Source organism: Microbacterium sp. Ru50 (assembly GCF_002920555.1).
Lineage (GTDB): Bacteria > Actinomycetota > Actinomycetes > Actinomycetales > Microbacteriaceae > Microbacterium > Microbacterium arborescens.
In genome coordinates this window covers 403805-426830 of record NZ_PQSV01000002.1, presented here as the reverse complement: position 1 = coordinate 426830, position 23026 = coordinate 403805, and the positions used below count along the sequence as shown (strand labels likewise).

General features: G+C 68.5%; 22 protein-coding genes. 6 read left to right on the top strand and 16 right to left on the bottom strand.

All coding sequences use genetic code 11. From position 1 onward, the window contains the following. Positions 1-47: 47 nt before the first annotated feature. The 5 genes from C3481_RS12105 to nrdH all read right to left on the bottom strand — a co-directional run bounded on the left by C3481_RS12105 (position 48) and on the right by nrdH (position 5392). The gene (locus tag C3481_RS12105) at positions 48-1217 is read right to left on the bottom strand and encodes an RtcB family protein (RefSeq protein WP_023954599.1); all 1170 of its coding nucleotides are present in this window, start codon (positions 1215-1217) and stop codon (positions 48-50) included. 337 nt (positions 1218-1554) lie between these two features. Next, complete coding sequence (gene nrdF, locus C3481_RS12100; protein ID WP_023954600.1) at positions 1555-2532, bottom strand: class 1b ribonucleoside-diphosphate reductase subunit beta; 978 nt, start codon at positions 2530-2532, stop codon at positions 1555-1557. 35 nt (positions 2533-2567) lie between these two features. Beyond that, on the bottom strand, positions 2568-4736 hold the full coding sequence (gene nrdE / locus C3481_RS12095) for a class 1b ribonucleoside-diphosphate reductase subunit alpha (RefSeq protein WP_064954922.1): 2169 nt from the start codon (positions 4734-4736) through the stop codon (positions 2568-2570). Then, positions 4706-5155: a class Ib ribonucleoside-diphosphate reductase assembly flavoprotein NrdI gene (nrdI, locus tag C3481_RS12090; protein ID WP_103842516.1), complete on the bottom strand. Its 450-nt coding sequence runs from the start codon at positions 5153-5155 to the stop codon at positions 4706-4708. Before nrdI ends, nrdE begins: the two co-directional genes overlap by 31 nt. A 3-nt stretch (positions 5156-5158) precedes the next feature. Then, positions 5159-5392 (bottom strand): glutaredoxin-like protein NrdH, encoded by a 234-nt coding sequence (gene nrdH / locus C3481_RS12085; RefSeq protein ID WP_023954603.1) that lies wholly within the window; start codon positions 5390-5392, stop codon positions 5159-5161. Between the two features lie 383 nt (positions 5393-5775). Here nrdH and C3481_RS12080 point away from each other — a divergent pair, with 383 nt between their 5' ends. After that, positions 5776-6981 carry an MFS transporter gene (locus C3481_RS12080; protein ID WP_023954604.1) on the top strand — a complete coding sequence of 402 codons (1206 nt, stop codon included), beginning with the start codon at positions 5776-5778 and terminating at the stop codon, positions 6979-6981. A 24-nt stretch (positions 6982-7005) separates the two neighbouring features. On the opposite strand, the gene C3481_RS12075 is transcribed toward C3481_RS12080, so the two are convergent. Further along, complete coding sequence (locus C3481_RS12075; RefSeq protein WP_023954605.1) at positions 7006-7413, bottom strand: hypothetical protein; 408 nt, start codon at positions 7411-7413, stop codon at positions 7006-7008. Positions 7414-7493: 80 nt separating this feature from the next. Here C3481_RS12075 and C3481_RS12070 point away from each other — a divergent pair, with 80 nt between their 5' ends. After that, a complete protein-coding gene (locus C3481_RS12070; protein WP_083990350.1) occupies positions 7494-8663 on the top strand; it encodes an acyl-CoA dehydrogenase family protein in 1170 nt (389 codons plus the stop codon). A 113-nt stretch (positions 8664-8776) separates the two neighbouring features. Here C3481_RS12070 and C3481_RS12065 read toward each other — a convergent pair whose 3' ends face one another. Then, on the bottom strand, positions 8777-9049 hold the full coding sequence (locus tag C3481_RS12065) for a metal-sensitive transcriptional regulator (RefSeq protein ID WP_023954607.1): 273 nt from the start codon (positions 9047-9049) through the stop codon (positions 8777-8779). A 59-nt stretch (positions 9050-9108) separates the two neighbouring features. Between C3481_RS12065 and C3481_RS12060 the strand changes: the two genes are divergently transcribed. Both C3481_RS12060 and C3481_RS12055 read left to right on the top strand, forming a co-directional pair. After that, a complete protein-coding gene (locus C3481_RS12060) occupies positions 9109-10389 on the top strand; it encodes a DUF445 domain-containing protein (protein ID WP_088380078.1) in 1281 nt (426 codons plus the stop codon). Between the two features lie 4 nt (positions 10390-10393). Continuing rightward, positions 10394-10867 (top strand): histidine phosphatase family protein, encoded by a 474-nt coding sequence (locus C3481_RS12055; RefSeq protein WP_103842514.1) that lies wholly within the window; start codon positions 10394-10396, stop codon positions 10865-10867. 21 nt (positions 10868-10888) lie between these two features. Here the strand turns inward: C3481_RS12055 and C3481_RS12050 are convergent, their stop codons facing one another. Then, a complete protein-coding gene (locus tag C3481_RS12050; RefSeq protein WP_071917965.1) occupies positions 10889-11365 on the bottom strand; it encodes a YbaK/EbsC family protein in 477 nt (158 codons plus the stop codon). 94 nt (positions 11366-11459) lie between these two features. Here C3481_RS12050 and C3481_RS12045 point away from each other — a divergent pair, with 94 nt between their 5' ends. Beyond that, a complete protein-coding gene (locus C3481_RS12045; protein WP_023954611.1) occupies positions 11460-12530 on the top strand; it encodes a Glu/Leu/Phe/Val dehydrogenase family protein in 1071 nt (356 codons plus the stop codon). 148 nt (positions 12531-12678) lie between these two features. Here the strand turns inward: C3481_RS12045 and mgtE are convergent, their stop codons facing one another. The 5 genes from mgtE to C3481_RS12020 form a co-directional block, all read right to left on the bottom strand. Further along, a complete protein-coding gene (gene mgtE, locus C3481_RS12040) occupies positions 12679-14037 on the bottom strand; it encodes a magnesium transporter (protein ID WP_103842512.1) in 1359 nt (452 codons plus the stop codon). 368 nt (positions 14038-14405) lie between these two features. Further along, positions 14406-16052, bottom strand: a complete 1647-nt coding sequence (locus C3481_RS12035) for an ABC transporter ATP-binding protein (protein WP_103842510.1) — start codon at positions 16050-16052, stop codon at positions 14406-14408. After that, complete coding sequence (locus C3481_RS12030; RefSeq protein ID WP_023954614.1) at positions 16049-16966, bottom strand: ABC transporter permease; 918 nt, start codon at positions 16964-16966, stop codon at positions 16049-16051. The genes C3481_RS12035 and C3481_RS12030 overlap by 4 nt, the downstream gene beginning before the upstream one ends. Next, positions 16963-17928, bottom strand: coding sequence for an ABC transporter permease (locus tag C3481_RS12025; protein ID WP_064954928.1), 966 nt, complete (start codon positions 17926-17928; stop codon positions 16963-16965). The genes C3481_RS12030 and C3481_RS12025 overlap by 4 nt, the downstream gene beginning before the upstream one ends. 43 nt (positions 17929-17971) lie before the next feature. Next, positions 17972-19498 carry an ABC transporter substrate-binding protein gene (locus C3481_RS12020; RefSeq protein ID WP_103842508.1) on the bottom strand — a complete coding sequence of 509 codons (1527 nt, stop codon included), beginning with the start codon at positions 19496-19498 and terminating at the stop codon, positions 17972-17974. A gap of 150 nt (positions 19499-19648) precedes the next feature. On the opposite strand from C3481_RS12020, the gene C3481_RS12015 reads away from it, so the two are divergent. Continuing rightward, positions 19649-20317 (top strand): DUF1028 domain-containing protein, encoded by a 669-nt coding sequence (locus C3481_RS12015; RefSeq protein WP_071917962.1) that lies wholly within the window; start codon positions 19649-19651, stop codon positions 20315-20317. Here C3481_RS12015 and C3481_RS12010 read toward each other — a convergent pair. The 3 genes from C3481_RS12010 to C3481_RS12000 all read right to left on the bottom strand — a co-directional run bounded on the left by C3481_RS12010 (position 20298) and on the right by C3481_RS12000 (position 23017). Beyond that, positions 20298-20891: a helix-turn-helix domain-containing protein gene (locus tag C3481_RS12010; protein ID WP_023954621.1), complete on the bottom strand. Its 594-nt coding sequence runs from the start codon at positions 20889-20891 to the stop codon at positions 20298-20300. The genes C3481_RS12015 and C3481_RS12010 overlap by 20 nt on opposite strands. A gap of 101 nt (positions 20892-20992) precedes the next feature. Then, positions 20993-21559 (bottom strand): NADPH-dependent FMN reductase, encoded by a 567-nt coding sequence (locus C3481_RS12005; RefSeq protein ID WP_023954623.1) that lies wholly within the window; start codon positions 21557-21559, stop codon positions 20993-20995. A 102-nt stretch (positions 21560-21661) separates the two neighbouring features. Continuing rightward, complete coding sequence (locus C3481_RS12000; RefSeq protein WP_088380084.1) at positions 21662-23017, bottom strand: SLC13 family permease; 1356 nt, start codon at positions 23015-23017, stop codon at positions 21662-21664. Positions 23018-23026: the final 9 nt, after the last annotated feature.

Below are 23026 nucleotides of genomic sequence, written 5' to 3'. Positions count from 1 at the left end.
GGGAAGCCACCCTCCGACACGCTTTTCTCCTCCGATGGGGATGCGGGTCAATCGCCTTTCACGTTGACCAGCTGACGCAGCGTGTGCCGCACCTCGACGAGGTCGGCGGCATCCGCCATGACGCGATCGATCGGCTTGTAGGCCTGCGGGATCTCGTCGATGAAGGCATCCGTGTCGCGGAACTCGATGCCCACCATGGCCTCACGCAGCTGGTCGTGCGTGAAGGTTCGGCGCGCGGCCGACCGCGAGTACTCCCGCCCTGCCCCGTGCGGCGACGAGTTCAGTGACAGCGGGTTGCCGAGCCCCGAGACGACGTACGACGCCGTGCCCATGGATCCCGGGATGAGGCCGGGCCGGCCGGCATCCGCCTGAATCGCGCCCTTGCGCGACACCCACACCTGCTTGCCGAAGTGCTTCTCGCTCTCGGTGAAGTTGTGGTGGCAGTTGATGCGCTCGAGCTCGTCGACGTCGGCGCCCATCGTCTCGGACAGCTGACGGGCGACGCGGTCCATCATCTCCTCGCGGTTCAGGAGCGCGAAGTGCTGCGCCCACCGGAGCTCGCGGATGTAGCGCCGGAACTCCTCCGTGCCCTCGACGAGGTACGCCAGGTCGGGATCGGGCAGGTCGATCCACCACTGCTTCGCGAGCCGCTGAGCGACGCCGATGTGGTGCGTCGCGATTCTGTTGCCCACTCCCCGCGAGCCGGAATGCAGGAACATCCACACCGCGTCGGTCTCGTCGACCGACACCTCGATGAAGTGGTTGCCCGAGCCGAGCGACCCGAGCTGGTTGCGCCAGTGCCCGGCGTAGCGCGCGGGGTCGAACTCGTGCTTCTCGGCGAGCTCCTCCAGCTCGGCGATGCGCGGCTCGGCGGTCGCGACGACCTTGCGGTTGTCGCGACCGGCCGACAGCGGAATCGCCCGCTCGATCTGCTCGCGCAGCGTACCCAGGTCGCGGCCGAGCAGCTGCGACTTCGTGAACTGCGTGCGGACGGCGATCATGCCGCACCCGATGTCGACGCCGACGGCAGCCGGCATGATCGCCCCGAGCGTCGGGATGACCGACCCGACGGTCGCCCCCTTGCCGAGGTGCGCATCGGGCATGAGCGCCAGATGCGGGTGGATGAACGGCATGCCAGACGCGGTGCGAGCCTGATCGAGGGTCTTCTCGTCGATGATGCTCGCCCACGACAGCAGCCTGTTCGAGAGCTTCTCCATGGTTCCTTTCCTTGTGATGACGGTCCGGGAACGGGCGCATGGAGAGGAACACACGAACGCCCCGGACCTGTGCGGTGCGGGGCGTGCTGACAGTGGCGGGTCAGACGTCTCGCACCGGAGGGTACGACTCATTGCGGAGCTGGAACTGGTCCAGGTCCGCTGCGATCAGGCGCTCGTTGCGCATGGTCATGTCGTTCCTCCGGTGATGCCGTGCCTCGTGGCGCAGCCTCGCAACCCTATGCGTGGGCACGGCGCGGCGTCAACGAAAAAGTGGCGCGTGCGCCGGGAACCGCCGGAGCGATCCCGTCACACGCGCCACTTTCGTGCGCGAGTCAGCTTAGAAGTCCCAGTCCTCGTCTTCGGTGGCCTCGGCCTTGCCGATGACGTACGACGAGCCCGACCCCGAGAAGAAGTCGTGGTTCTCGTCTGCGTTCGGCGACAGGGCCGACAGGATCGCCGGGTTCACGTTGGTGACCGTGGCGGGGAACATCGCCTCGAATCCGAGGTTCATCAGCGCCTTGTTGGCGTTGTAGTGCAGGAACTTCTTGACGTCCTCGGTCAGGCCGACGGCGTCGTAGAGGTCCTGCGTGTACTGCACCTCGTTGTCGTAGAGCTCGTAGAGCAGCGAGAACGTGTAGTCCTTGATCTCGTCGCGCTCGGCCTGCGAGAGCTGCTCGTAGCCCTTCTGGAACTTGTAGCCGATGTAGTAGCCGTGCACGGCCTCGTCACGAATGATGAGGCGGATGATGTCGGCGGTGTTCGTCAGCTTCGCCTTCGCCGACCAGTGCAGCGGCAGGTAGAACCCCGAGTAGAAGAGGAACGACTCGAGCAGGGTCGAGGCGACCTTGCGCTTGAGTGGCTCGTCGCCACGGTAGTAGTCCATGACGATCGAGGCCTTCTTCTGAAGGTTCGGGTTCTCGACCGACCAGCGGAACGCGTCGTCGATCTCGGGCGTCGAGGCGAGCGTCGAGAAGATCGACGAGTAGCTCTTCGCGTGCACCGACTCCATGAACGCGATGTTCGTGTAGACGGCCTCCTCGTGCGGGGTGATCGCATCGGGGATGAGCGAGACGGCGCCGACGGTGCCCTGGATCGTGTCGAGGAGCGTCAGCCCCGTGAACACGCGCATGGTGAGCGTCTGCTCGTCGGGCGTCAGCGTGTTCCACGACTGGATGTCGTTCGACAGCGGCACCTTCTCGGGCAGCCAGAAGTTGTTCACCAGACGGTTCCAGACCTCGAGGTCCTTGTCGTCCTGGATGCGGTTCCAGTTGATCGCCTGCACGTGGTCGACGAGCTTGAGCGGTTCGGGAGTCATTTCGCTTCAGTTCCTGGTTCGGGTTCCGGCATCCGTCACAGCATGCAGCTGACGCACTCGGACATGTCGGTGCCCTCGAGCGCCATCTGCCGCAGGCGGATGTAGTAGATCGTCTTGATGCCCTTGCGCCAGGCGTAGATCTGGGCCTTGTTGATGTCGCGCGTGGTCGCGGTGTCCTTGAAGAACAGCGTGAGCGACAGACCCTGGTCGACGTGCTGGGTCGCGGCGGCGTAGGTGTCGATGACCTTCTCGTAGCCGATCTCGTACGCGTCCTCGTAGTACTCGAGGTTGTCGTTCGTCATGAACGGCGCCGGGTAGTAGACGCGGCCGAGCTTGCCTTCCTTGCGGATCTCGATCTTCGACGCGATCGGGTGGATCGACGACGTCGAGTTGTTGATGTACGAGATCGAGCCGGTCGGGGGCACCGCCTGCAGGTTCTGGTTGTAGATGCCGTGCTGCTGGATGGATGCCTTCAGCTCGCGCCAGTCGTCCTGCGTGGGGATGTGGATGCCGTCGAACAGACCCTTCACCTTGTCGGTCTGCGGCATCCACTCCTGCTCGATGTACTTGTCGAAGAACTCGCCCGACGCGTAGGTCGAGTCGGGGAAGCCCTCGAAGTACGTGCCGCGCTCGATCGCGATCTTGTTCGAGGCCCGCAGCGCGTGGAACAGCACCGTGTAGAAGTAGATGTTCGTGAAGTCCAGGCCCTCTTCGGAGCCGTAGTGGACGTGCTCGCGCGCCAGGTAGCCGTGCAGGTTCATCTGTCCGAGCCCGATCGCGTGCGAACGGTCGTTGCCGTCCTCGATCGAGCGGACCGAGGCGATGTGGCTCTGGTCACTGACCGCGGTGAGGGCACGGATGCTGGTCTCGACCGTCTGGGCGAGGTCCTTGCCGTCCATCGCGAGCGCGATGTTCATCGACCCCAGGTTGCAGGAGATGTCCTTACCGATCTGGGCGTACGAGAGGTCTTCGTTGTACGTCGTCGGGGTGTTGACCTGGAGGATCTCCGAGCACAGGTTCGACATGTTGATCCGGCCCTTGATCGGGTTGGCCTTGTTCACCGTGTCCTCGAACATGATGTACGGGTAGCCCGACTCGAACTGGATCTCGGCGAGTGTCTGGAAGAACTCGCGCGCGTTGATCTTCGTCTTCTTGATGCGCGCGTCGTCGACCATCTCGCGGTACTTCTCGGTGACCGAGATGTCGCCGAACGGAACGCCGTAGACCTTCTCGACGTCGTAGGGCGAGAACAGGTACATGTCCTCGCCGTTCTTGGCGAGCTCGAAGGTGATGTCGGGGATGACGACACCCAGCGACAGCGTCTTGATGCGGATCTTCTCGTCGGCGTTCTCGCGCTTGGTGTCGAGGAACTTCAGGATGTCGGGGTGGTGCGCCGAGAGGTACACCGCGCCGGCGCCCTGGCGCGCGCCGAGCTGGTTGGCGTAGCTGAAGCTGTCTTCGAGCAGCTTCATGACGGGGATGATGCCCGACGACTGGTTCTCGATCTGCTTGATCGGAGCACCGGCCTCGCGGATGTTCGACAGCAGCAGAGCCACGCCGCCGCCGCGCTTCGAGAGCTGCAGGGCGGAGTTGATGCCGCGGGCGATCGACTCCATGTTGTCTTCGATGCGGAGCAGGAAGCACGACACGAGCTCGCCGCGCTGCGCCTTGCCGGTGTTGAGGAACGTCGGGGTGGCGGGCTGGAAACGACCCGAGATGATCTCGTCGACGAGCTGCATCGCGAGGTTCTCGTCACCGTCGGCGAGACCGAGGGCGGTCATCACGACGCGGTCCTCGAAGCGCTCGAGATAACGCTTGCCGTCGAAGGTCTTCAGCGTGTAGCTCGTGTAGTACTTGAACGCGCCGAGGAAGGTCTCGAAGCGGAACTTCTTGCCGTAGGCGAAGTCGTTGAGCTTCTGAATGAACTCGAGCGAGTACTTCTCGATGACCTTGGGCTCGTAGTACTCCTTCTCGACGAGGTAGTCGAGACGCTCCTTGAGGGAGTGGAAGAAGACCGTGTTCTGGTTGACGTGCTGGAGGAAGTACTCCCGCGCCGCGCGCTTGTCGGCGTCGAACTGGATCTTGCCGTCCGCGCCGTAGAGGTTGAGCATCGCGTTGAGGGCGTGGTAGTCGAGCCCGTCGAAGCGCGCGTCGACCTTGAAGCCGTTATCGGTCAAGGCTGTTTCCAGTGCTGATTCCACCATCGTTCCAATCCTGCGCTCACGCGCTCGACGTCTTCGGGCGTGCCGAACAGTTCCACCTTGTCCAAGTGCGGCACGGAGCACTTGCGGCTGATGATGTCGCCGGCGAGGCAGTACGACTCGCCGAAATTCGTGTTGCCGGTGGAGATGACTCCACGGAGCAGGGTGCGGTTGCGCACATCGTTCAAGAAGCGAACGACCTGCTTGGGCACCGCACCCTTCTCCTCGCCGCGCCCCTGTCCCCCGCCGTAGGTAGGGGTGACGAGCACGAAGGGCTCGGTCATGACGAGGGGCGTCGGTGAGGAGTGAAGGGGGATGCGGAGCGCCGGCAGTCCGAGCTTGTCGATGAATCGCGCGGTGTTGCCGGAGACGCTCGAGAAGTACACGAGCAGAGGCGCCCGCGTCGCGACCGCCGCGCTCATGGCTCAGGCGAAGCGAGCGGCCAGCTCGTCGATCTTGTCGGGACGGAAGCCCGACCAGTGGTCCTCGTCGGTGATGACGACGGGGGCCTGCAGGTAGCCGAGCGACTTGACGCGCTCGAGTGCCGCCGGGTCCTCGGAGAGGTCGAGGACGTCGTATTCGATGCCCTTGGAGTCCAGCGCACGGTACGTCGCGTTGCACTGCACGCAGGAGGGCTTGGTGTAGACCGTGATCGCCATGTCGAGTGTGGTTTCCCTTCGCTTCTTACGCATCTCCGGCTGAGAACCCGCCGGGACCTCAATACTACATATGGGTGCCGACATCGGGGGGCACCACAAGGGGTAGTAGTTACAAGTCTGTAGTTTTGCACCGCTCTCCCCAGGTACAACACATCTTGTCCACCGTTTCATCCACAGATCGCGAGATCGGTCGAAGCCCGGTTCGACGCGTGATTCCGCGCTTCGTCGAGGTGCTCGCGCAGTCTGTCCACAGGTCGGACGGTAGACCGACCCACCGACATCCGATTCGGACCGATCTCGTCGCTTCGGCGTGTCGCGGGCGTGTCGCGGCGATGCTCGACCGAACGTCGCCGAGGAGCCCCGGGAATCGCTACCGTTGAGGGGTGGCGGGATACGGAGAACTGCTGCGCACACCGGGTGTCGCGCGCATCATCGCCGCACAGTTGACCGCGCGCTTTCCGAGCGGGATGACGAGCCTCGCCATCCTGCTCCACATCGAGCACGTGACCGGGTCCTACGGGTCCGCCGGTCTGGTCCTGGCGGCCACCTCAGTCGGACAGGCGATCGCCGGCCCGGTGACGAGTCGATGGATGGGCGTCTGGGGCATGCGGCGCGTGCTGACGCTGACGCTCGCCGTCTGCGCGGCGGCGATCGGCCTGCTCGCGGTGCTCGACGTCCCGCTGTGGGTCTACATGACACTCGGCCTCATCGCGGGCCTGTCGACCCCGCCGGTGCAGTCGGCCGTGCGCACGATCTACCCCAAGATGGTCACCTCGCGGCAGCTCACACCGCTCTTCTCGCTCGACGCGTCGCTGCAGGAGATCATCTGGATCATCGCGCCGGTGCTCATCACCTTCGTGGCGCTGCAGGCCGGTACCGTGCCGGGGCTGCTGCTCGTCGTCGTCATCCTCATCGGCGGCGGTGCGTGGTTCATCTCCTCCCCCGAGCTCGGCCGCGTCCGCATCCCGCGCAGCCGGCGCAGCCTGGGCCGTGTGCTGCTGAAGCCACCGGTCATGCTCGCGACCGCGACCGGGTTCCTCCTCATCGGCGCGTGCTCCGCGGTCGAAGCGGGCGTCGTCGCCTCGTTCGGTCACGGCGGACTCGAGTCCGGCATCGTGCTCGCGGTGTTCGCCGTCGGCAGTCTGGCGGGCGGCCTGTCGTTCGGTCACATCCCGATCGGGCGCTGGGCCATGGCTCGCCGCTTCCTCATCGTCACCGTCGGGCTCGCGGCGACGATCTTCTCGCTCAACGCGTGGTGGCTCGGCGGCTCGCTCCTGGTCGCGGGCATCGGTATCGCGCCGGCGCTGGCGGTCATGTTCGCCATCACCTCGGCGAGCGTGAAGTTCAGCGAGACGGCGGAGGCCTACGGCTGGATCGGTACCGGCCAGCTCATCGGAGCGGCCGCGGGTTCGGCCATCGCGGGATTCCTCATCGACGGTGTCGGCCCCCAGGGCGCCTACGTCGCCGCGACGCTGTTCGCGGCGGCCGGCCTGATCGTCGCCGCGACCTGCGTGCAGTGGTTCCCCGATCTCCGCGGGCGCGACTCGTCACCGATACCCGACACCGAGCCCGTCCACACGATCACGTGAGGCTGGTTCTGCGGTACCGACCGCTCAGTCGTTGACGCGTCGCAGCATCGCGAGCACCGCTGCCGCGTAGGCGTCCTCGGGCTGCGGATGCTCGAACGCCAGCTCCTCGCCGGCGAACTCGATCTCCACACGGTGGGTGTCGGCGAGCCGGCGCAGGCTCCGGAATCCGCCGCGCAGCATCTCGCGCAGCTGGTCCTCGCGAGGAAGCCACAGCGCCTCGTCGAGCGCGACGGAGTCGAGCGCCCATTCGGTCGTGCCGTTGAACGCGAGGATCGTGCCGGTCGGATACCGACGCGGTTCGACCGTCATCTCGCTGACGGTGAAGATGTCGGCCTCGAACTCCGGCTCGTTGAGCTGAAAACGGTCTCCGGATGCCGGGTGCCAGACGAGCCCGGCCTCGCGCAGGGCGAGCGCGGCGTCGGTCGAGATCATGTCCCCATCCTGCACCAGGACATCGGGTGCACGGCGGGCCCCGCCGGACACACCACCCGCTGCGCGGGGGCGGGAGCAGAATGGATGCCGTGAGCGACTTCGACTCGGCCCGATACCTGCCCGACGACCTCCTCGACCGGATCCGCGGGCGCGCCGCGGGCGTCGATGCCGACAACGTCTTCCCCGAAGACGACCTCGCCGAGCTACGGGAGGCGGGCTACCTCGGCATCCTCGTTCCGGAAGAGCTCGGCGGCGCGGGCCTGTCGCTCGCGCAGGCATCCGTTCTGCAGCAGCGACTCGCCGGTGCTGCACCCGCGACAGCCCTCGCGATCAACATGCACCTCGTGTGGACCGGTGTCGCCAAGGTGCTGTCCGACCGCGGTGACGACGCCCTGCGCTTCGTGCAGGAGGGCGCCGCAGCGGGCGAGGTGTTCGCGTTCGGAATCAGCGAGGCGGGCAACGACCTCGTCCTGTTCGGCAGCGACACCGTCGCCGAGCCTCAGCCGGATGGCGGATACGCCTTCACGGGCACGAAGATCTTCACCTCGCTCGCACCGGTGTGGGACCGCCTCGGACTCCACGGCCTCGACACCACGAGCGAGGACGCACCGAAGCTGGTGTTCGCCTTCGTCGACCGCACCGACGCGGTGCGCACGCGCGACGACTGGGACACCGTCGGCATGCGCGGAACCCAATCACGCACGACGGAGTTGCACGGCGCGGTCGCATCACCCGACCGCGTCGTCCGTCGGCTCTCTCCCGGCCCGAACCCGGACCCGCTCGTGTTCGGGATCTTCTCAGTCTTCGAGCTGCTGCTCGCGTCGGTGTACACCGGCATCGCCCGGCGCGCCCTCGACCTCGCTGTCGTGGCCGCGACGTCGCGCACGTCGAAGAAGACGGGGATGGCGTACAGCCAGGATCCCGACATCCGCTGGCGCATCGCCGACATGGCGCTGACGTACGACGGGATGCTGCCGCAGCTCGAGGCGATCGCGCACGACATCGATGAACGGGCCGATCACGGCGGCCTGTGGTTCGCGAAGCTCAGCGGCCTGAAGCACCGCGCGGTCACGGCGGCGAAGGCCGTCGTCGACGAGGCGATGCTCGTGGCGGGCGGTTCGTCGTACTTCTCCCGCTCCGAGCTCGGCCGCCTCTACCGCGACGTCATCGCGGGGATGTTCCACCCCTCCGACCCGGAGTCCGCCCACAGCACCGTCGCCACCGCCTGGCTCGGCCCCCTGACCCCCTGACCCTCTGCCCGCGCGGTGCCTCCGTGCCGGTCGAGTCGCCACGAAACGCGGATGCCGGGGACCCCGGATCCGCACATCCTGGCGACTCGACGGGGTCGGGGAGAGGGATCCGGTCAGCGGGTCTCTAGGTCGTAGGCCTTGAGCAGCTCGGCGACGGCCTGCTCGCGGTCCGCGCCGCCGTTCTCGAACATGTGCGTCACGTGGGTGCGGAGGTGGTTCTCGATGAGGAGCTTGTCGAGCGACGCGAGGGCCTTCTGGATGGCCCGTGACTGGGCGATGATGTCCATGCAGTAGTCCTCGTTCTCGATCATCCGGGCCAGCCCGCGGACCTGTCCTTCGAGGATGCTCGTGCGGCGCAGGGCTCGCTTCTGGATGTCGTCGATCACGCGGTCAGGATACGCCGTGACCGGCCCCGCCCGGCGAACCACCGTGGGAGGATGACCGGATGGCACGCACGCCGACCTCCCTGCTATCCCCCGCCGACCAGGCTCGACGCCAGGGCCTGCGGCGGATGAAGGCCGTCGCCCTCGGTGCGCTGATCTTCATGGCGATCGTCTTCGCGATCTCGTTCCCCCTGCAGCAGACCGTCCCCGCGTTCGGATACGTCCGCGCCGCCGCGGAGGGCGGCATGGTCGGAGCTCTCGCCGACTGGTTCGCGGTCACCGCGCTGTTCCGGCATCCGCTCGGCCTGCCCATTCCGCACACCGCGATCATCCCGAGACGCAAGGACGAGATCGGCCGCACCCTGGGTGAGTTCGTCGAGACGAACTTCCTCGAAGCCGGCGTCATCCGCGGCAAGCTCGAGTCGATAGGCATCGCGACGCGGCTCGGCGCGTGGCTGCGGCGCCCCGAGAACGCCGAGCGCGTGTCGGCCGAGGCGTCGGCTGCGGCATCCGGCATCCTGACAGCACTGAGCGACGACGAGGTGCAGGACCTCCTCGAAGACCTGGCGCGCGAGCACCTGCTGGCGCCCTCGTGGGGCCCGTCGATCGGCGGGTGGCTCGAGCGTGTCGTCGGCGCCGGGGCCCACCACGGTGCGGTCGACCTCGCGATCGACAACATCGAGACGTGGCTCGTCGCCAATCGCTCGGTGTTCACCGGGCTCGTCTCCCGCCGCCTGCCGTCGTGGCTGCCGTCGGTGGCGACACGGCTCGTCGACGACACGGTCTACCGCGAGGCGCTGACGTTCGTCGCAGCCGTGCGCAGCGATCCCGAGCACCCGGCGCGGAAGGCGATCGACGGCTACCTCGCTCGTCTCGCCGGCGATCTGCAGGGCGAGACCGACACGGCGGCGCGGCTCGAGGCGGCCAAGGCGGCGGTCTTCGACAGTCCCCGTGTCCGTGCCCTGGCCGCCGAGGCGTGGGGCACGGCGAAGGCCGGTCTCGTCCGTTCACTCGGTGACGCCGAGAGCCCGCTCCGCCGCCGCATCGCGGCCGCGCTCACCGAGGTCGGCGAACGTCTGTCGACCGATCCGGCGCTGCAGCAGCGCATCGACGCCCGCGTCATCGACGCCGCCGCGACGCTCGTTGCCCGCCATCGCGCCGACATCGCCTCGGTGATCACCGAGACGGTCGAGCGCTGGGATGCCCAGGAGACGACCGAGAAGATCGAGCTCATGGTCGGCCGCGATCTGCAGTACATCCGGCTCAACGGCACGATCGTGGGATCGCTCGCCGGACTCGTCATCTTCACGATCGCGCATGCGGTCTTCGGCGCGGGAGGATGATTCCATGACGACGCTCATCCTCGTGCGACATGCCAAGAGCGACTGGGGCTCGCCCGCCCTCGATGACCACGACCGTCCGCTGAACGAGCGCGGCATGCGCGACGCCCCCGCGATGGCCGAGCGCCTGGCGGCCACCGGTGTCACCGTCGAGCGCATCCTCGCGTCGACGGCGCTTCGTGCTCGCACGACGGCCGCAGCCTTCGGCACCGCACTCGGGCTCGAACCCGACCTGCGCGACGAGCTCTACGGCGCTTCGGCACGCGCGCTCCTCGACGCGGCGAGCGGCAGCGGTGCTCGCTCGGTGCTCGTGGTCGCGCACGACCCGGGGATGACGGTGCTCGCCGAACGCTTGTCGAACGGCGGCATCGGCGGAATGCCGACGTGCGCGGTGGCCACCTTCATGTGGCGGACCGACGACTGGGATGTCGCGACCGCGACCGATCCCGAAGAGTGGAGCTTCGACAGCCCGAAGGGCTGAGTCCGCGCCGCAGGCTACGACTCAGACGACGGCGACGACCGTGCCGCCGGTCAGACGCACCAGGTCGTCGAAGGTCAGCGGGAAGACGGTGTGCGGGGTGCCGCCGGCCGCCCAGACCTCGTCGTACTGCGCGAGGTCTTCGTCGATGAGCGTCGTGAGGGGCGCGGGGTGTCCCGTCGGCGCGACCCCGCCGATCGCCTGGCCCGTCGCGGCACGCACCTGTTCGACGCTCGCGCGCGTGATCGCGCTGCGTCCCGTGCGCTCGGCCAGGGCGGCGGTGTCGACGCGGTGCGCGCCGCTGGTCATGACCAGCAGCGGCTCACCGTCCGACCAGAAGACCAGGCTGTTGGCGATCGCCCCCACTTCGACACCGAGCGCTGCAGCGGCGAGGGCGGCGGTGGATGCGGCATCCGGCAGCACGACGATGTCGCCGGGGATGCCGGCGGCGCGCAGGGACTCGTGGACGATACGGCTTCGCGAAGGCAGATCGGTGGTCACGCTGACACTCTAGAAGAGGCACAATGGGCGGGGTGCCGCAACGCCGCGGCACGGAGAGCACGAGCCCACAAGGCTCCGCCGAAAGAGGATCGCGATGACCCACGCCCTGCCCCTGCCCGATTTCACGCACGAGCGCGTGGAGGTGATCACGGGGCGGCGAAGCGGCCTGTTCATCGCCGCCGCGTTGCACTCCTCGGTGCTCGGCCCCGCCCTGGGAGGCGCCCGGGTGTGGACCTACCCGCACTGGAGCGATGCCCTCGGCGACGCCCTGCGCCTGTCGGCGGCGATGACGCTGAAGAACGCGGCCGCGGGTCTGGATGCCGGTGGCGGCAAGGCTGTGATCGGACTACCTCCGGGGACAGTGCTCGACGCCGAGCGTCGACGGGCGGCATTCCTCGATCTCGGTGACGCCGTCGAGTCGCTGGGCGGCCTGTACCGCACGGCGGAGGATGTCGGCTCGACCACCGACGACATGCTGACCGTCAGCGAGCGCACGGCGCACGTCGTGGGGCTCCCCGACCGTGTGGGCGGCTCGGGCGAGCCCGCAGGCCCCACGAGCATCGGCGTTCACGCGTCGCTGCTCGCGACGCTCGAGCGCGCGACCGGTTCTCGCGAGGTCGCCGGACGCCGGGTCACGATCGCCGGGCTCGGACAGGTGGGCAGCCGGCTTGCCGTGCAGCTCGCCGCCGAGGGCGCGGAGCTCACCGTGACCGATGTGAACCCGGCCAAGCGCGAGCTCGCGACGAGCCTGGGCGCCACCTGGATCGAGCCCGCCGAGGCCCACCTCGCCTCGGCCGACGTGTTCGTGCCCGCCGGCATCGGCGGCGTGCTGACCGACGAGGTGATCGATGCCCTCGATGCGCGGGCGGTGTGCGGACCGGCGAACAACCCGCTGGCGCACCGTTCCGGCGCCGACCGGCTGGCCGCCCGCGGCATCCTGTACGCCCCCGACTTCGTCGTGAACGCCGGCGGCGTCATCTACCTCGACCTCGCCGCCAAGCAGCGCGACCGCAGCGAGATCGCGACGCGTGTCGAGGGCATCGGCGATGTTCTGCGGCGCATCTTCGACGAGGCCGACGCGCGCGGTGTCACCCCGCTCGCCGCCGCGGAGTCGCTGGCCGCCGAACGCCTCGCCGCCGGAGCCGCCCGCGACGCCCTGGTCTGACCCCGGTCAGGTCCGCTGCCCGCTCGCTTCCGCGCGGACGCGGATGCGAGGGATCGTGGCCGACACGCCGGCGGAGCGGCATCCGCACCGGCGCGCCGCGCCCGATCCCTTGCATCCCGGCACCATCATCCACGGCGCAGGCGGGGGCTCAGATCTGCAGGATGGCGCGCGCGATCAGGAAGTACAGGATCAGGCCGCTGGCGTCGACGAAGGTCGTGATGAACGGGTTCGAGAAGACAGCGGGGTCCACCCGGATGGCCCGTGCGAGAAGCGGCATGACTCCCCCGACCGTCGCGGCCATCGTGCACACCGCGATCAGGGTCGCCCCGATGACGAGTCCGATGCGCGGCTCGTACACGAGCGTCGTGACCGCGAACCCGACGAGCCCCAGGATGCTGCCGAGGAAGAATCCCACCCGCACCTCGCGGCTCAGCACCCGCACGACATCGCGGGGTCGCACATCCCCCAGCGCGAGCGCACGCGTGACCGTCGTCGCCGCCTGGTTGCCGGTGTTACCGCCGGTTCCGATGAGCAGCGGGACGAAAAGCGCGAGCACCGTGATCTGGGCGAGCGTCGCCTCGAACGCCGACAGCACCTGCACGGTCAGGGTCGCTCCGACAGCCAGCACCAGCAGCCAGACGACGCGTGACCGCACGATCTGCAGGATCGGCGTCGAGAGGTAGGGCCGGCGCAGCGGCTCGGCGCCGCCCTGGCGCGCGGCATCCTCGCTCTCCTCGTGCTCCAGGATGCGGGCGGCGTCGTCGACCGTCAGGATGCCGACGAGCCGCTCCTCACTGTCGACGATGGGCAGCGCGAGCAGGCCCCGCTCGGTGCAGCGACGCGCGGCGGTCTCGGCGTCGTCGTCCACGCTCGCGGTCTGCGCGCTCTGCATGATGTCGCGCACGTCGGCGTCGGGGTCGGCGGCGAGCAGGTCGCGCAGGCTGACGACCCCGGCGACGCGACGACCCGCGTCGACGACGGGGAGCGTGTACACCGTCTCGGCGTCGTGCAGACGCGCCCGCACCCGGTCGAGCGCGCCCGCGACCGTGCTGCCGATCGGAACCGACACGAACTCCGGGCTCATGCGGCGCCCGATCGAGCCGCGACGGTAGCCGAGCACGGCGGCTGTCATCTCGCGCTCGTGAGCGGGAAGCCCGCGCATCAGCCGGGATGCGAGCGAGGCCGGCAGCTCGTCGACGAGCCAGGCGCGGTCGTCGGGATCGAGGTCGCCGAAGATGTGCGCCACCTCGGCGTCGCGCAGGTCTCCGATGAGCTCCCCCTGCATGTTCGGCGAGAGCGCTTCGAAGACCTGCAGCGCGTGGTCCTTCGGCAGCAGCCGGTAGGCGACGGCGCGGCGACGACCGTCGAGTCGCTCGAGCACCTCAGCGAGACGCTCGGGCTCGACGTCGGCGAGAGCGGCCGCGGCCGACGGCAGATCACCGCGCGACAGGGGCGCGGCGATGCCGTCGACGACGATGGTCAGTTCGTTGATCTGCTCCGGAGTCATGGGAGCCCTCCTCATGTGGACGCGCGCACATCCGTAGCATCGTCACGAAGACGACGGCACGGAGAACATCGCGAAGCCTGCTGGCGCGTCGCACCGCGGCTCGTCCGCTCAGGAGTCGATTCGGTCGACGAGCGGGCCGGCAGCGGGCACGGCGCTGATGATCTCGCGATGGCAACTATCACCGCTCATTGAGCACCTCACCTCGCTTCCTTTTTCTCGCAGGTCGATGACGGGCAGATGAGGATCTGCCGTCGATCACGGGCCGGGCGGCGGCACATCGGATGCCGCGGGCCGAACCCCGCCGACCATGCTACGCCTCGCACCTGAACGAACCCGACCATCGCCGGAGAACCCCTTCCGGTCTCGCGTCACGAGAGCGTCAGGCGGGCCCGTGGCTCCTCGGGCGGCACAGCGGCCAGGAGTCGCCGGGTGTACTCGTCCGACGGCTCGGCGAAGATGCGCCGGGCAGGGGCCGACTCGACGACCTTGCCGTCCCGCAGCACGACCACGTCGTGACTCATCTGCTGCACGATCGCGAGGTCGTGGGCGATGAAGAGGTACGTCAGTCCCAGCTCGCTCTGCAGGTCGCGCAAAAGGTCGAGCACGTGCGCCTGCACAGACACGTCGAGCGACGCCGTCGCCTCGTCGAGGATCATCAGCTCCGGTTCGAGGGCGAGGGCGCGAGCGATCGAGATGCGCTGACGCTGCCCGCCCGACAGCTCGTGCGGGAACCGGGTAGCGAACGCCGCGGGAAGACCGACCATGTCGAGCAGTTCTGCGGTGCGCCGCTCTCGCGCGGCGGCGGTCGGCCCGCCGAGCCGGTGCACGGTGAGCGGCTCGATGATGGCGTCGCCGACGCTCCGCCGAGGGTCGAGCGAGGCGAACGGGTCTTGGAAGACCATGGAGATCCGCCGGCGGTCGCGCCGCCCGGAGCGCAGCACGTCGCGTCCGGCGAGCGTCGCGGTGCCCGAGTCGGGTCGCACGAGACCCGTCAGCGCATTCGCGATCGTCGATTTGCCCGACCCCGACTCGCCCACGAGAGCCGTCGTGCAGCCGCGCCGCACCGAGAACGACACCCCGTCGACGGCGTGGATGGTACGGCGTCCGGTGGGAGTCGGAATCGTGAACGACACATCGAGATCCGTCACCTCGAGAAGGGACTCGGATGCCGCGGGCTCGGGCGGACCGGCATCGGCCACGATCCGCGGCCGCGCGTGGAGGAGCTCGCGCGTGTAGTCGTCTTCAGGGGCGGCGTAGACGTCTTCGACGGGTCGGTGCTCGCGGGTCCGTCCCTCGCGCAGCACGAGGACGTCGTCGGCCACTTGCCCGATGACGCCGAGGTCGTGGCTGATCCACACCACGGCGGTACCGCGCTCGTTCTGGAGCTCGCGCACGAGGTCGATGATCTGGGCCTGGGTGGTGACGTCGAGGGCGGTCGTCGGCTCGTCGGCGATCAGGAGCGCCGGATCGCAGGCGAGCGCGATCGCGATCATCGCGCGCTGACGCTGCCCCCCGGAGAACTGGTGCGGGTAGGCGTCGACACGCTCGTCGGGTCGGGGCAGGCCGACGGCGTCGAGCAGGTCGATCGCACGCGTGCGCGCCGCGCGGCGGGACAGACGGCGATGGGTCTCGAGCGACTCGGTGATCTGCCGACCCACGGTCAGGAACGGGTTGAGCGACGTCGACGGGTCCTGGAAGACGAAACCGACGCGGTCGCCGTGCACGCTGCGCAGCGTGCGCTCGGATGCGCCCACCAGCTCCACGCCAGCGGCATCGATGCTGCCGTCATCGTTCCGGCGGCGCAGCACGCTCGATCCGCTGACGCGGGCCCCCGGGGCGTCGATGAGTCCGGTCGCCGCCAGCACCGACATCGTCTTGCCCGACCCCGACTCGCCCACGATGCCGAGCGTCTGGCCGGCGATGACGTCGAAGCCGAGGCCGTGAACGATCTCCTTCGTTCCGATGGCCACGCGCAGATCGCGCACCGAGAGCACCGGGTGAGCAGCGGCGGTCATCGCGCCCTCCTCGCTTCGATCAGGGTCCGCTGACGCGGATCGAGGATGTCGCGCAGGCCGTCGCCCACGAGGTTGAAGGCGAGCGCCGTGACGAAGATCGCGGCCCCCGGGAAGACGCTCATCCACCAGGCCTGGCCGAGGAAGCCCTGCGCGGTGAACAGCATCCCTCCCCACGATGGCGCCGGGGGCTGCACCCCGAGCCCGAGGAACGACAGCGCCGCCTCGGAGAGGATCGCGAAGGCGAGCGACAGCGACGTCTGAACGACGACGGGACCGGCGATGTTCGGAAGCACATGGCGGGTGAGGATCCACCACCCGGGCGTCCCCATCGTCTGCGACACCTGGACGAACGCAGAGGTGCGCACCGACAGCGCGCTGGCTCGGGCCACCCGCGCGAAGATCGGGGTGTAGACGATGCCGATCGCGATCGTCGTCGTCACCTGGCCCGGCTGGAAGATCGCGACGATCGCGAGCGCGAGCAGCAGCACCGGGAACGCGAACATCACGTCGACGACCCGCATGAGGGCGGCATCCACCCACCCGCCGCGGTAACCCGCGACGGCGCCTATCGCGAGGCCGAGGACGAGGGCGAACAGCACGGCGACCACCGCGATCGTGAGCGAGGTCGACCCCGCCACGAGCACGCGCGAGAGGACGTCGCGACCGAGTTCATCGGTGCCGAACCAGTGGTCGGGGCCGGGGGGCTGCAACGCGCGCGAGACGTCGATGTCGTTGATGCCGAAGGGGGCGATCCAGCCCGACAGCACCGAGAGCAGCACGATGGCGAACAGGCCGGCACCACTGACCACCGTCGTCGGGTTGGACAGCAACAGACGCCAGGCGGGCGTGCGGCCGCGGTCGGCGACGGCGGGTGCCGTGGCGGGCTCGGGGGTGGCGGAGGCATCGATGGTCATGAGACTCGGATCCTCGGGTCGGCGATCGCGTAGAGCACGTCCACGATGAGGTTGACGGCGATGAACATCACGGCCACCAGCAGGACGGCTCCCTGGATGAGCGGATAGTCGCGGGCAGCCACGGCTTCGAAGACGAGACGTCCGAGACCCGGCCAGGCGAAGACGACTTCGACCACGACGACTCCGCCGAGGATCGTCGCGAGCTGGATACCGGCGATCGTCAGAACCGGCACCAGGGCTCCGCGCACGATATGCCGGAATGTCACGACCCGGCGCGGAAGCCCCTTCGATACCGCGGTGCGGACATACCCTGCCGACGCCACGTCGATGACGGCCGCTCGGATGTAGCGGGTCATGATCGCCCCCGCGACCAGGCCGACGGTGAGCCCCGGCAGGAACACCTGTCGCAGCCATCCGCCGGGATCCGTTCCGAAGGCGACGTAGCCGCTCGCCGGCAGCCAGCCGAGCGTCACGGAGAACAGCGAGATGAGCAGCATCCCGAGCCAGAAGTCCGGGATCGAGACGCCGAATTGACTGGTGAGCCGCACGATGACATCACTCACGCGTCCTTCGCGCAGCGCCGAGTGGATTCCCGCGGGGACGGCCAGGACGAGGGCGATGACGAGACCCACCAGAGCCAGCGAGACCGTCGCGGGCAGGCGGTCGAGCAGCGTTACGGTCACCGGCTGCCCGTTGCGGAAGCTCACCCCGAGGTCACCCGTGACGGCGCTGCCGAGGTAGCCGAAGAACTGTTCCCACAGGGGGCGATCGAGGCCGGATGCCGCGCGCAGGGCCTCGTAGGCCTCGGGCGTGTACCGCGTGCCGAGGGCCAGGCGCACCGGGTCGCCCGGCACGAGCTGGATGAGGGCGAAGACGACGACGGCGACCCCGAGCAGCACGAGCGCCGACGAGAGCAGGCGCACGCCGAGGAACCGGGCGATACGCGCGGGGCTGATTCTCATGAGGCCTCCTCTCGGACGGACCGTGCTGCTCGAGGTCGTCACCTCAGTCGCCGATCGATGCGTCGTCGAACCGGATGGCGCGGTCGGCACGCGTCTCGTAGCCGGAGACCTGCGGCGACCACACCTGGATGACCGACGGGTTGTAGAGGTAGATGTAGCTGGCCTCGTCGGCGATGATCGTCGCGGCCTGGGCGTAGAGGCCCTTGCGCGCGTCCTGGTCGACCTCGACGCGAGCGGCGTCGAGCAGTCCATCGACCTCGCTGTTGGAGTACTTCTGCGCGTTGCTGGCCCCGTCGGTGTGGTGCTGCGAATAGTAGAAGTCGTCGGGGTCGATGTTGCCGAGCCAGCCCATCATGAGCATGTCGAAGTTTCCGGAGTTCTGCTCGTCGAGCCAGGTAGAGAAGTCGGGCTGGCGGATCTGCACGTCGATGCCGAGCGGCTCGAGGTTCGCGGCGATGATCTGCGCGGCCGTGACGGTCTCGGGATAGTCCGACGTCGCGAGCAGGTCGAGCGTTCCGCCGGTGAAGCCGGCCTCGTCGAGCAGCCCGCGAGCGGTGTCGAGGTCGGTCGAGTACCGGTCGTAGGAGGTGTACCAGACGCTCTGCTCGGGGATCGCGAGCTGGTTCAGCGCGGCGGTTCCGTAGCTGACCGCTTGGACGATCGCGTCCCGATCGATCGCATACGCGATCGCCTGCCGCACCCGCACGTCGCTCCACGGTCCCCGCGCTTCATTCAGGGCCAGGTACCAGTGGTCGCTCGAGGGGGTGAGGCCGAGCTGCACGGCGTCGTCGCCCTGCAGGTCGGAGACCTGCTGCGTCGGCACGACATCGGTCCATTGGATGTCTCCGGCGCGAAGTGCGGCGAGAGCCGTGGCCGGCTCCGAGATGAAGCGGAACTCGACACCGCCGAGCTCGGGTGCACCACCCCAGTAGTCCTCGTTGGCGGCGAGTTCGATGCGGTCGCCGGCCGTGTAGCTCGCGACCGAGAAAGGCCCGGTGCCGATCGGCGCGGTGGTGATGTCGCCCGACTCGACGTTCTCCTTCTTCACGATCGCCATGCCCTTGAAGCCGCCGAGGTTGCTCAGCAGGTTCGGCGTGGGCTGCGAGACGGTGATGACGACGGTGTCGTCGTCGGGAGCGGTGACGTCGGTGACCGCGCTGAACTTCCACGCGTTGGCGAGTTCTTCGTCGATGATGCGGTCGTAGGAGTAGACGACATCCGCACTCGTGAAGTCGGAGCCGTCGTGGAAGGAGACGCCGTCGCGCAGATCGAAGGTCCATGTCAGCTGGTCGTCGCTGACTTCCCAGCTCTCGGCGAGGGCGGGCTGCATCTCGAGATTCTCGTCGGGGGCGACGAGTGTGTCGAAGACGTTCTCGAGCACCTCGAACGCGAAGTACGAGCTCGTGCGATGGGGGTCGAGTTGGTCGGGTTCACCGCCGATGGCCGCGACGAGGACGTCGCCTTCGACGCCGGCGGCGCCGTCGATATCGACGCCTTCGCCCGCGGAGCAACCGGCCAGGGTGAGCGCCGCGACGAGGGTCACGGCGCCGAATGCGGTGCGCTTGTTCATGGTCTGCCTATCGGGTCATCGGTCGGGGCATCATCGCTGGTGCATCATTTTGATGATGATTCGATCAGTATGTGCCACCATGAGGGAGGGCGACAAGCGCACGCCCAACTCGAAACAGAATCTTCACAATCGCCCCGCGAGAGGAATCGCATGACCTTCACCGTCCTGGCACGCGATGGTCGTACGGACCTGATCGGCGCTGCCACGGCGAGCAAGTCGCTCGCCGTGGGCAACGCCGTCATCGATGTGCGGCGGGGTGTCGGCGCGGCGGCGAGCCAGGCATGGACCAATCGGGCGCTGCGGGGCCGACTTCTCGACGCGGTCGCGTCGGGATCCGCAGCGGATGCCGTCGCACTCATCCCCCGCTGGGACGACGAGCCGGCACTGCGCCAGGCCGCCGTTCTGCCGGCGGCGGGCGCGGGGGCAGCGCACACGGGTGCGGACACGTCGCCGTGGAGCGGCCACCTCGTCGAGAGCGACCTGATCGTCGCCGGCAACCTGCTGACGGGCGAAGACGTGCTCGGCGCCATGCGAGACGCATGGCTGGCTGGCGACGAAGACCCGACGATCACGCCCGCCCCCGATGCAGCCGCTTTCGCTGCGCGCCTCGTCGCCGTCCTCGCGGCGGGTGAAGCGCAGGGCGGCGATCGCCGGGGACGCCAGAGCGCCGCGGTCATGGTGACGTCGTCGGGTGTCGCCGGCGACGCGTGGGTCGACCTCCGGGTCGACGACCACGACGACCCGCTCGCGGAACTCCACCGGCTCGTGGAGCTGCGCGCGAGCGATCTGCGCCTGGATCTCAGCGCTCGAAAGGCGTGACGGCGCCGAGCACGACCGTGACGTCGTCGTGGCCGTTGGCCCACCAGTGCGCCTCGGAGCAGCCGTAGGTCACCGTGTCGCCGGTTTCGAGCCGCACGCGACGCTCGCCCTGCGCGACGATGAGCACCCCGCGCTCGACCGTGACGGTCTCGGTGCCGATGTGGCGGAACGGACGGCTTTCATTGCTGAATCCGACCGGTAGGGTCGACCGGATCAGCTGGAGCATCGATTCGCCCCGCGGCGTCAGCAGCTCGCGGACCGACTGCTGATCGGCGGGGATATCGGCGATCGGCGGCATCCGGTGCCCCTGGCCGGCGGCCACGACGGCGAGCTCCCCCGCCGGCTCGTCGAGCAACTGGCCGACCGGCACACCGAGGGCACCCGCGAGTCGATGGATCGACTGGAGCGACGGATTGCCCATTCCGCGCTCGAGCTGGCTGACGAGCCCGAAGCTCACTCCCGCCTTCTCCGCGAGGGCGTGCACGCTCAGCCCGAGGCGCTTACGCGAGTCACGGACGGTCGCGCCGAGAGCGCGCACCGCTTGGGCTTCGTCGGTCTCGGGAGGGCGCGTCACGCCTGTCACCCTACCGGCGACGACACCATGCGCCGGGGTGCATCACGACGACAGGGCGCCCGACCGTGTGGTCGGGCGCCCTGTCGAGAGGGGTCTGCCGATCAGCTGGCGGCAGCGAGGTTCTTCGCGACGTGCGCGTGCACGGCCTTCAGCCACGAGAGCAGGAACTCTGACGTCGACTCGTTGGTGACGGTGCCGTCGTCGTCGATCAGCCCCTCGGTGAGCTGCAGGTAGCCCTCGGGCTGCGAGAGCTCGGGCGACGCGAGGAACGAGAGGATCGAGCGCAGGTGCTGCTGCGCGACGGCGGTGCCCACCGCACCGATGGAGATGCCGATGACAGCGGACGGCTTGCCGGCGAAGCTGTTGTCGCCCCACGGACGGCTCGCGGTGTCGAGAGCGTTCTTCAGGACGCCGGGCACCGAGCGGTTGTACTCGGGGGTGACGATGATGACGCCGTCGGCCTTCTCGACCGCAGCCTTGAACTCGGCAGCCTCGGCGGGGATCGACGCGTCGTTGTCAGCCGAGTAGAAGGGCAGCGGTGCGATCGGGATCTCGGTGAGCTCGAGCCCGGCCTGCGGGGCCAGCTTGGTGAGCGCCTTCGCCAGACGACGGTTGATCGAGGTCGACGAGATGCTGCCGACGATGACGCCGACGTTGTAGGTGGTCATGGACGAAACCTCCCGGGGGATCGATTCAGTTGCATGCATTCTACGCCCCCTCGCCGACCGGCTCGCGACGCGCACGGCTGCCGCCGTACGCGACCGGATCCGTCAGAGCGAGAACGGCACGACGAGCGCAGCCCAGGCGAGGAACGGCCCGATCAGTACGATGACCCCGGAGTACCGCAGAATCCGCTGGTAGAACGCGGGCGGGTCGACGTTCTGGGCGTTCGCGAGGACGAGCGCGCCATTGGTCGAGAACGGTGAGACGTCGACGACCTTCGCGGCGATCGCGACCGCAGAGATCGCCATCCCGCCGGCGACGGGGCTGTCCTGGATGAGCGGCAGGAGCATCGGTATCGAGATCGCGATGACCGCCGTCGACGAGGCGAACGCCGAGACGACACCGGCCATGACGCAGAGCACGAGCACACCGATGAGGGGCGAACCGAGGCTGCCGATCCCGTTCGCGACCCACTCGATCGCGCCGGCTTCTTCGACGATGCTGATGTAGGTGATCATGCCGGCGACGAGGAGGATGGTCGACCAGCTGATGCCCTCGACCGCCGCGGTGAGGTGCTTCTTCTCGATGAAGGCGATCAGGGTGCCGGCGACGAGCGCGAGGATGCCGATGTCGAGGTGGAACACCATGGCCCCGACCGCCAGCCCCAACAGGGCGAGCAGCGTCAGGACCTGAGCCGGCGTCGTCCGCACGCGAGGGGTCTGGAGCGTCTGCGTCAGAGTGAGGACCGAGCCCTGCTCGGCGCCGCCGACGGAGATGTTCCCCGTTGCGGGCACGCGGGGTCCGGGCACCGCGCCGCCATCACCGGTGCTGCTGTCCGCAGCGCCCGGGTACGCTCCCCCGCGAAGGCGGTTCTTCCACGAGAAGAACAGCTGCGTCAGGATCGCGATCAGCGTCGAGTAGACGAACGCCGTCACGAACAGCACCATGGGCGAGAAGCCCGGGGTGTCGCCCACCATGCCGCTGACGAGCAGACCGAGCACCGAGATCGGCGAGAGCGAACCCGCCAGCGCTCCGTAGACGACGGTCATTCCCACCGGCAGCGGGTCGAGGCCGTGCTTGGCGGCGAAGCTGAGGGCGACGGGGGCGACGAGGGCGACGGCGGCCGGCGGGAACGTGCCCATGGCCGTGAGGATCGCGGCGACCCCGAACAGCACCCACGGCACCAGCGCCGTCCGGCCCCGCACGAGGCGGACGCCGCGGTCGACGATGAGGTCGACGGTGCCGTTGAGCTTCGCGACGGCGAACAGATAGGTGACGCCGACGATCGTGAGGAAGAGGTCGGCGGGGAAGCCCGCGAGCATCTGCTTCTCGTCGAGGCCGAGCACGAGCGTTCCGACGAGGAAGGTGCCGATGAATCCGAGGATGCCGATGTTGATCGGCCGCACGGTGGCGATGATGACCATCGCGAACAACGCGAGTATCGAGATGAGTTCTGGTGACATCGTTGTCTC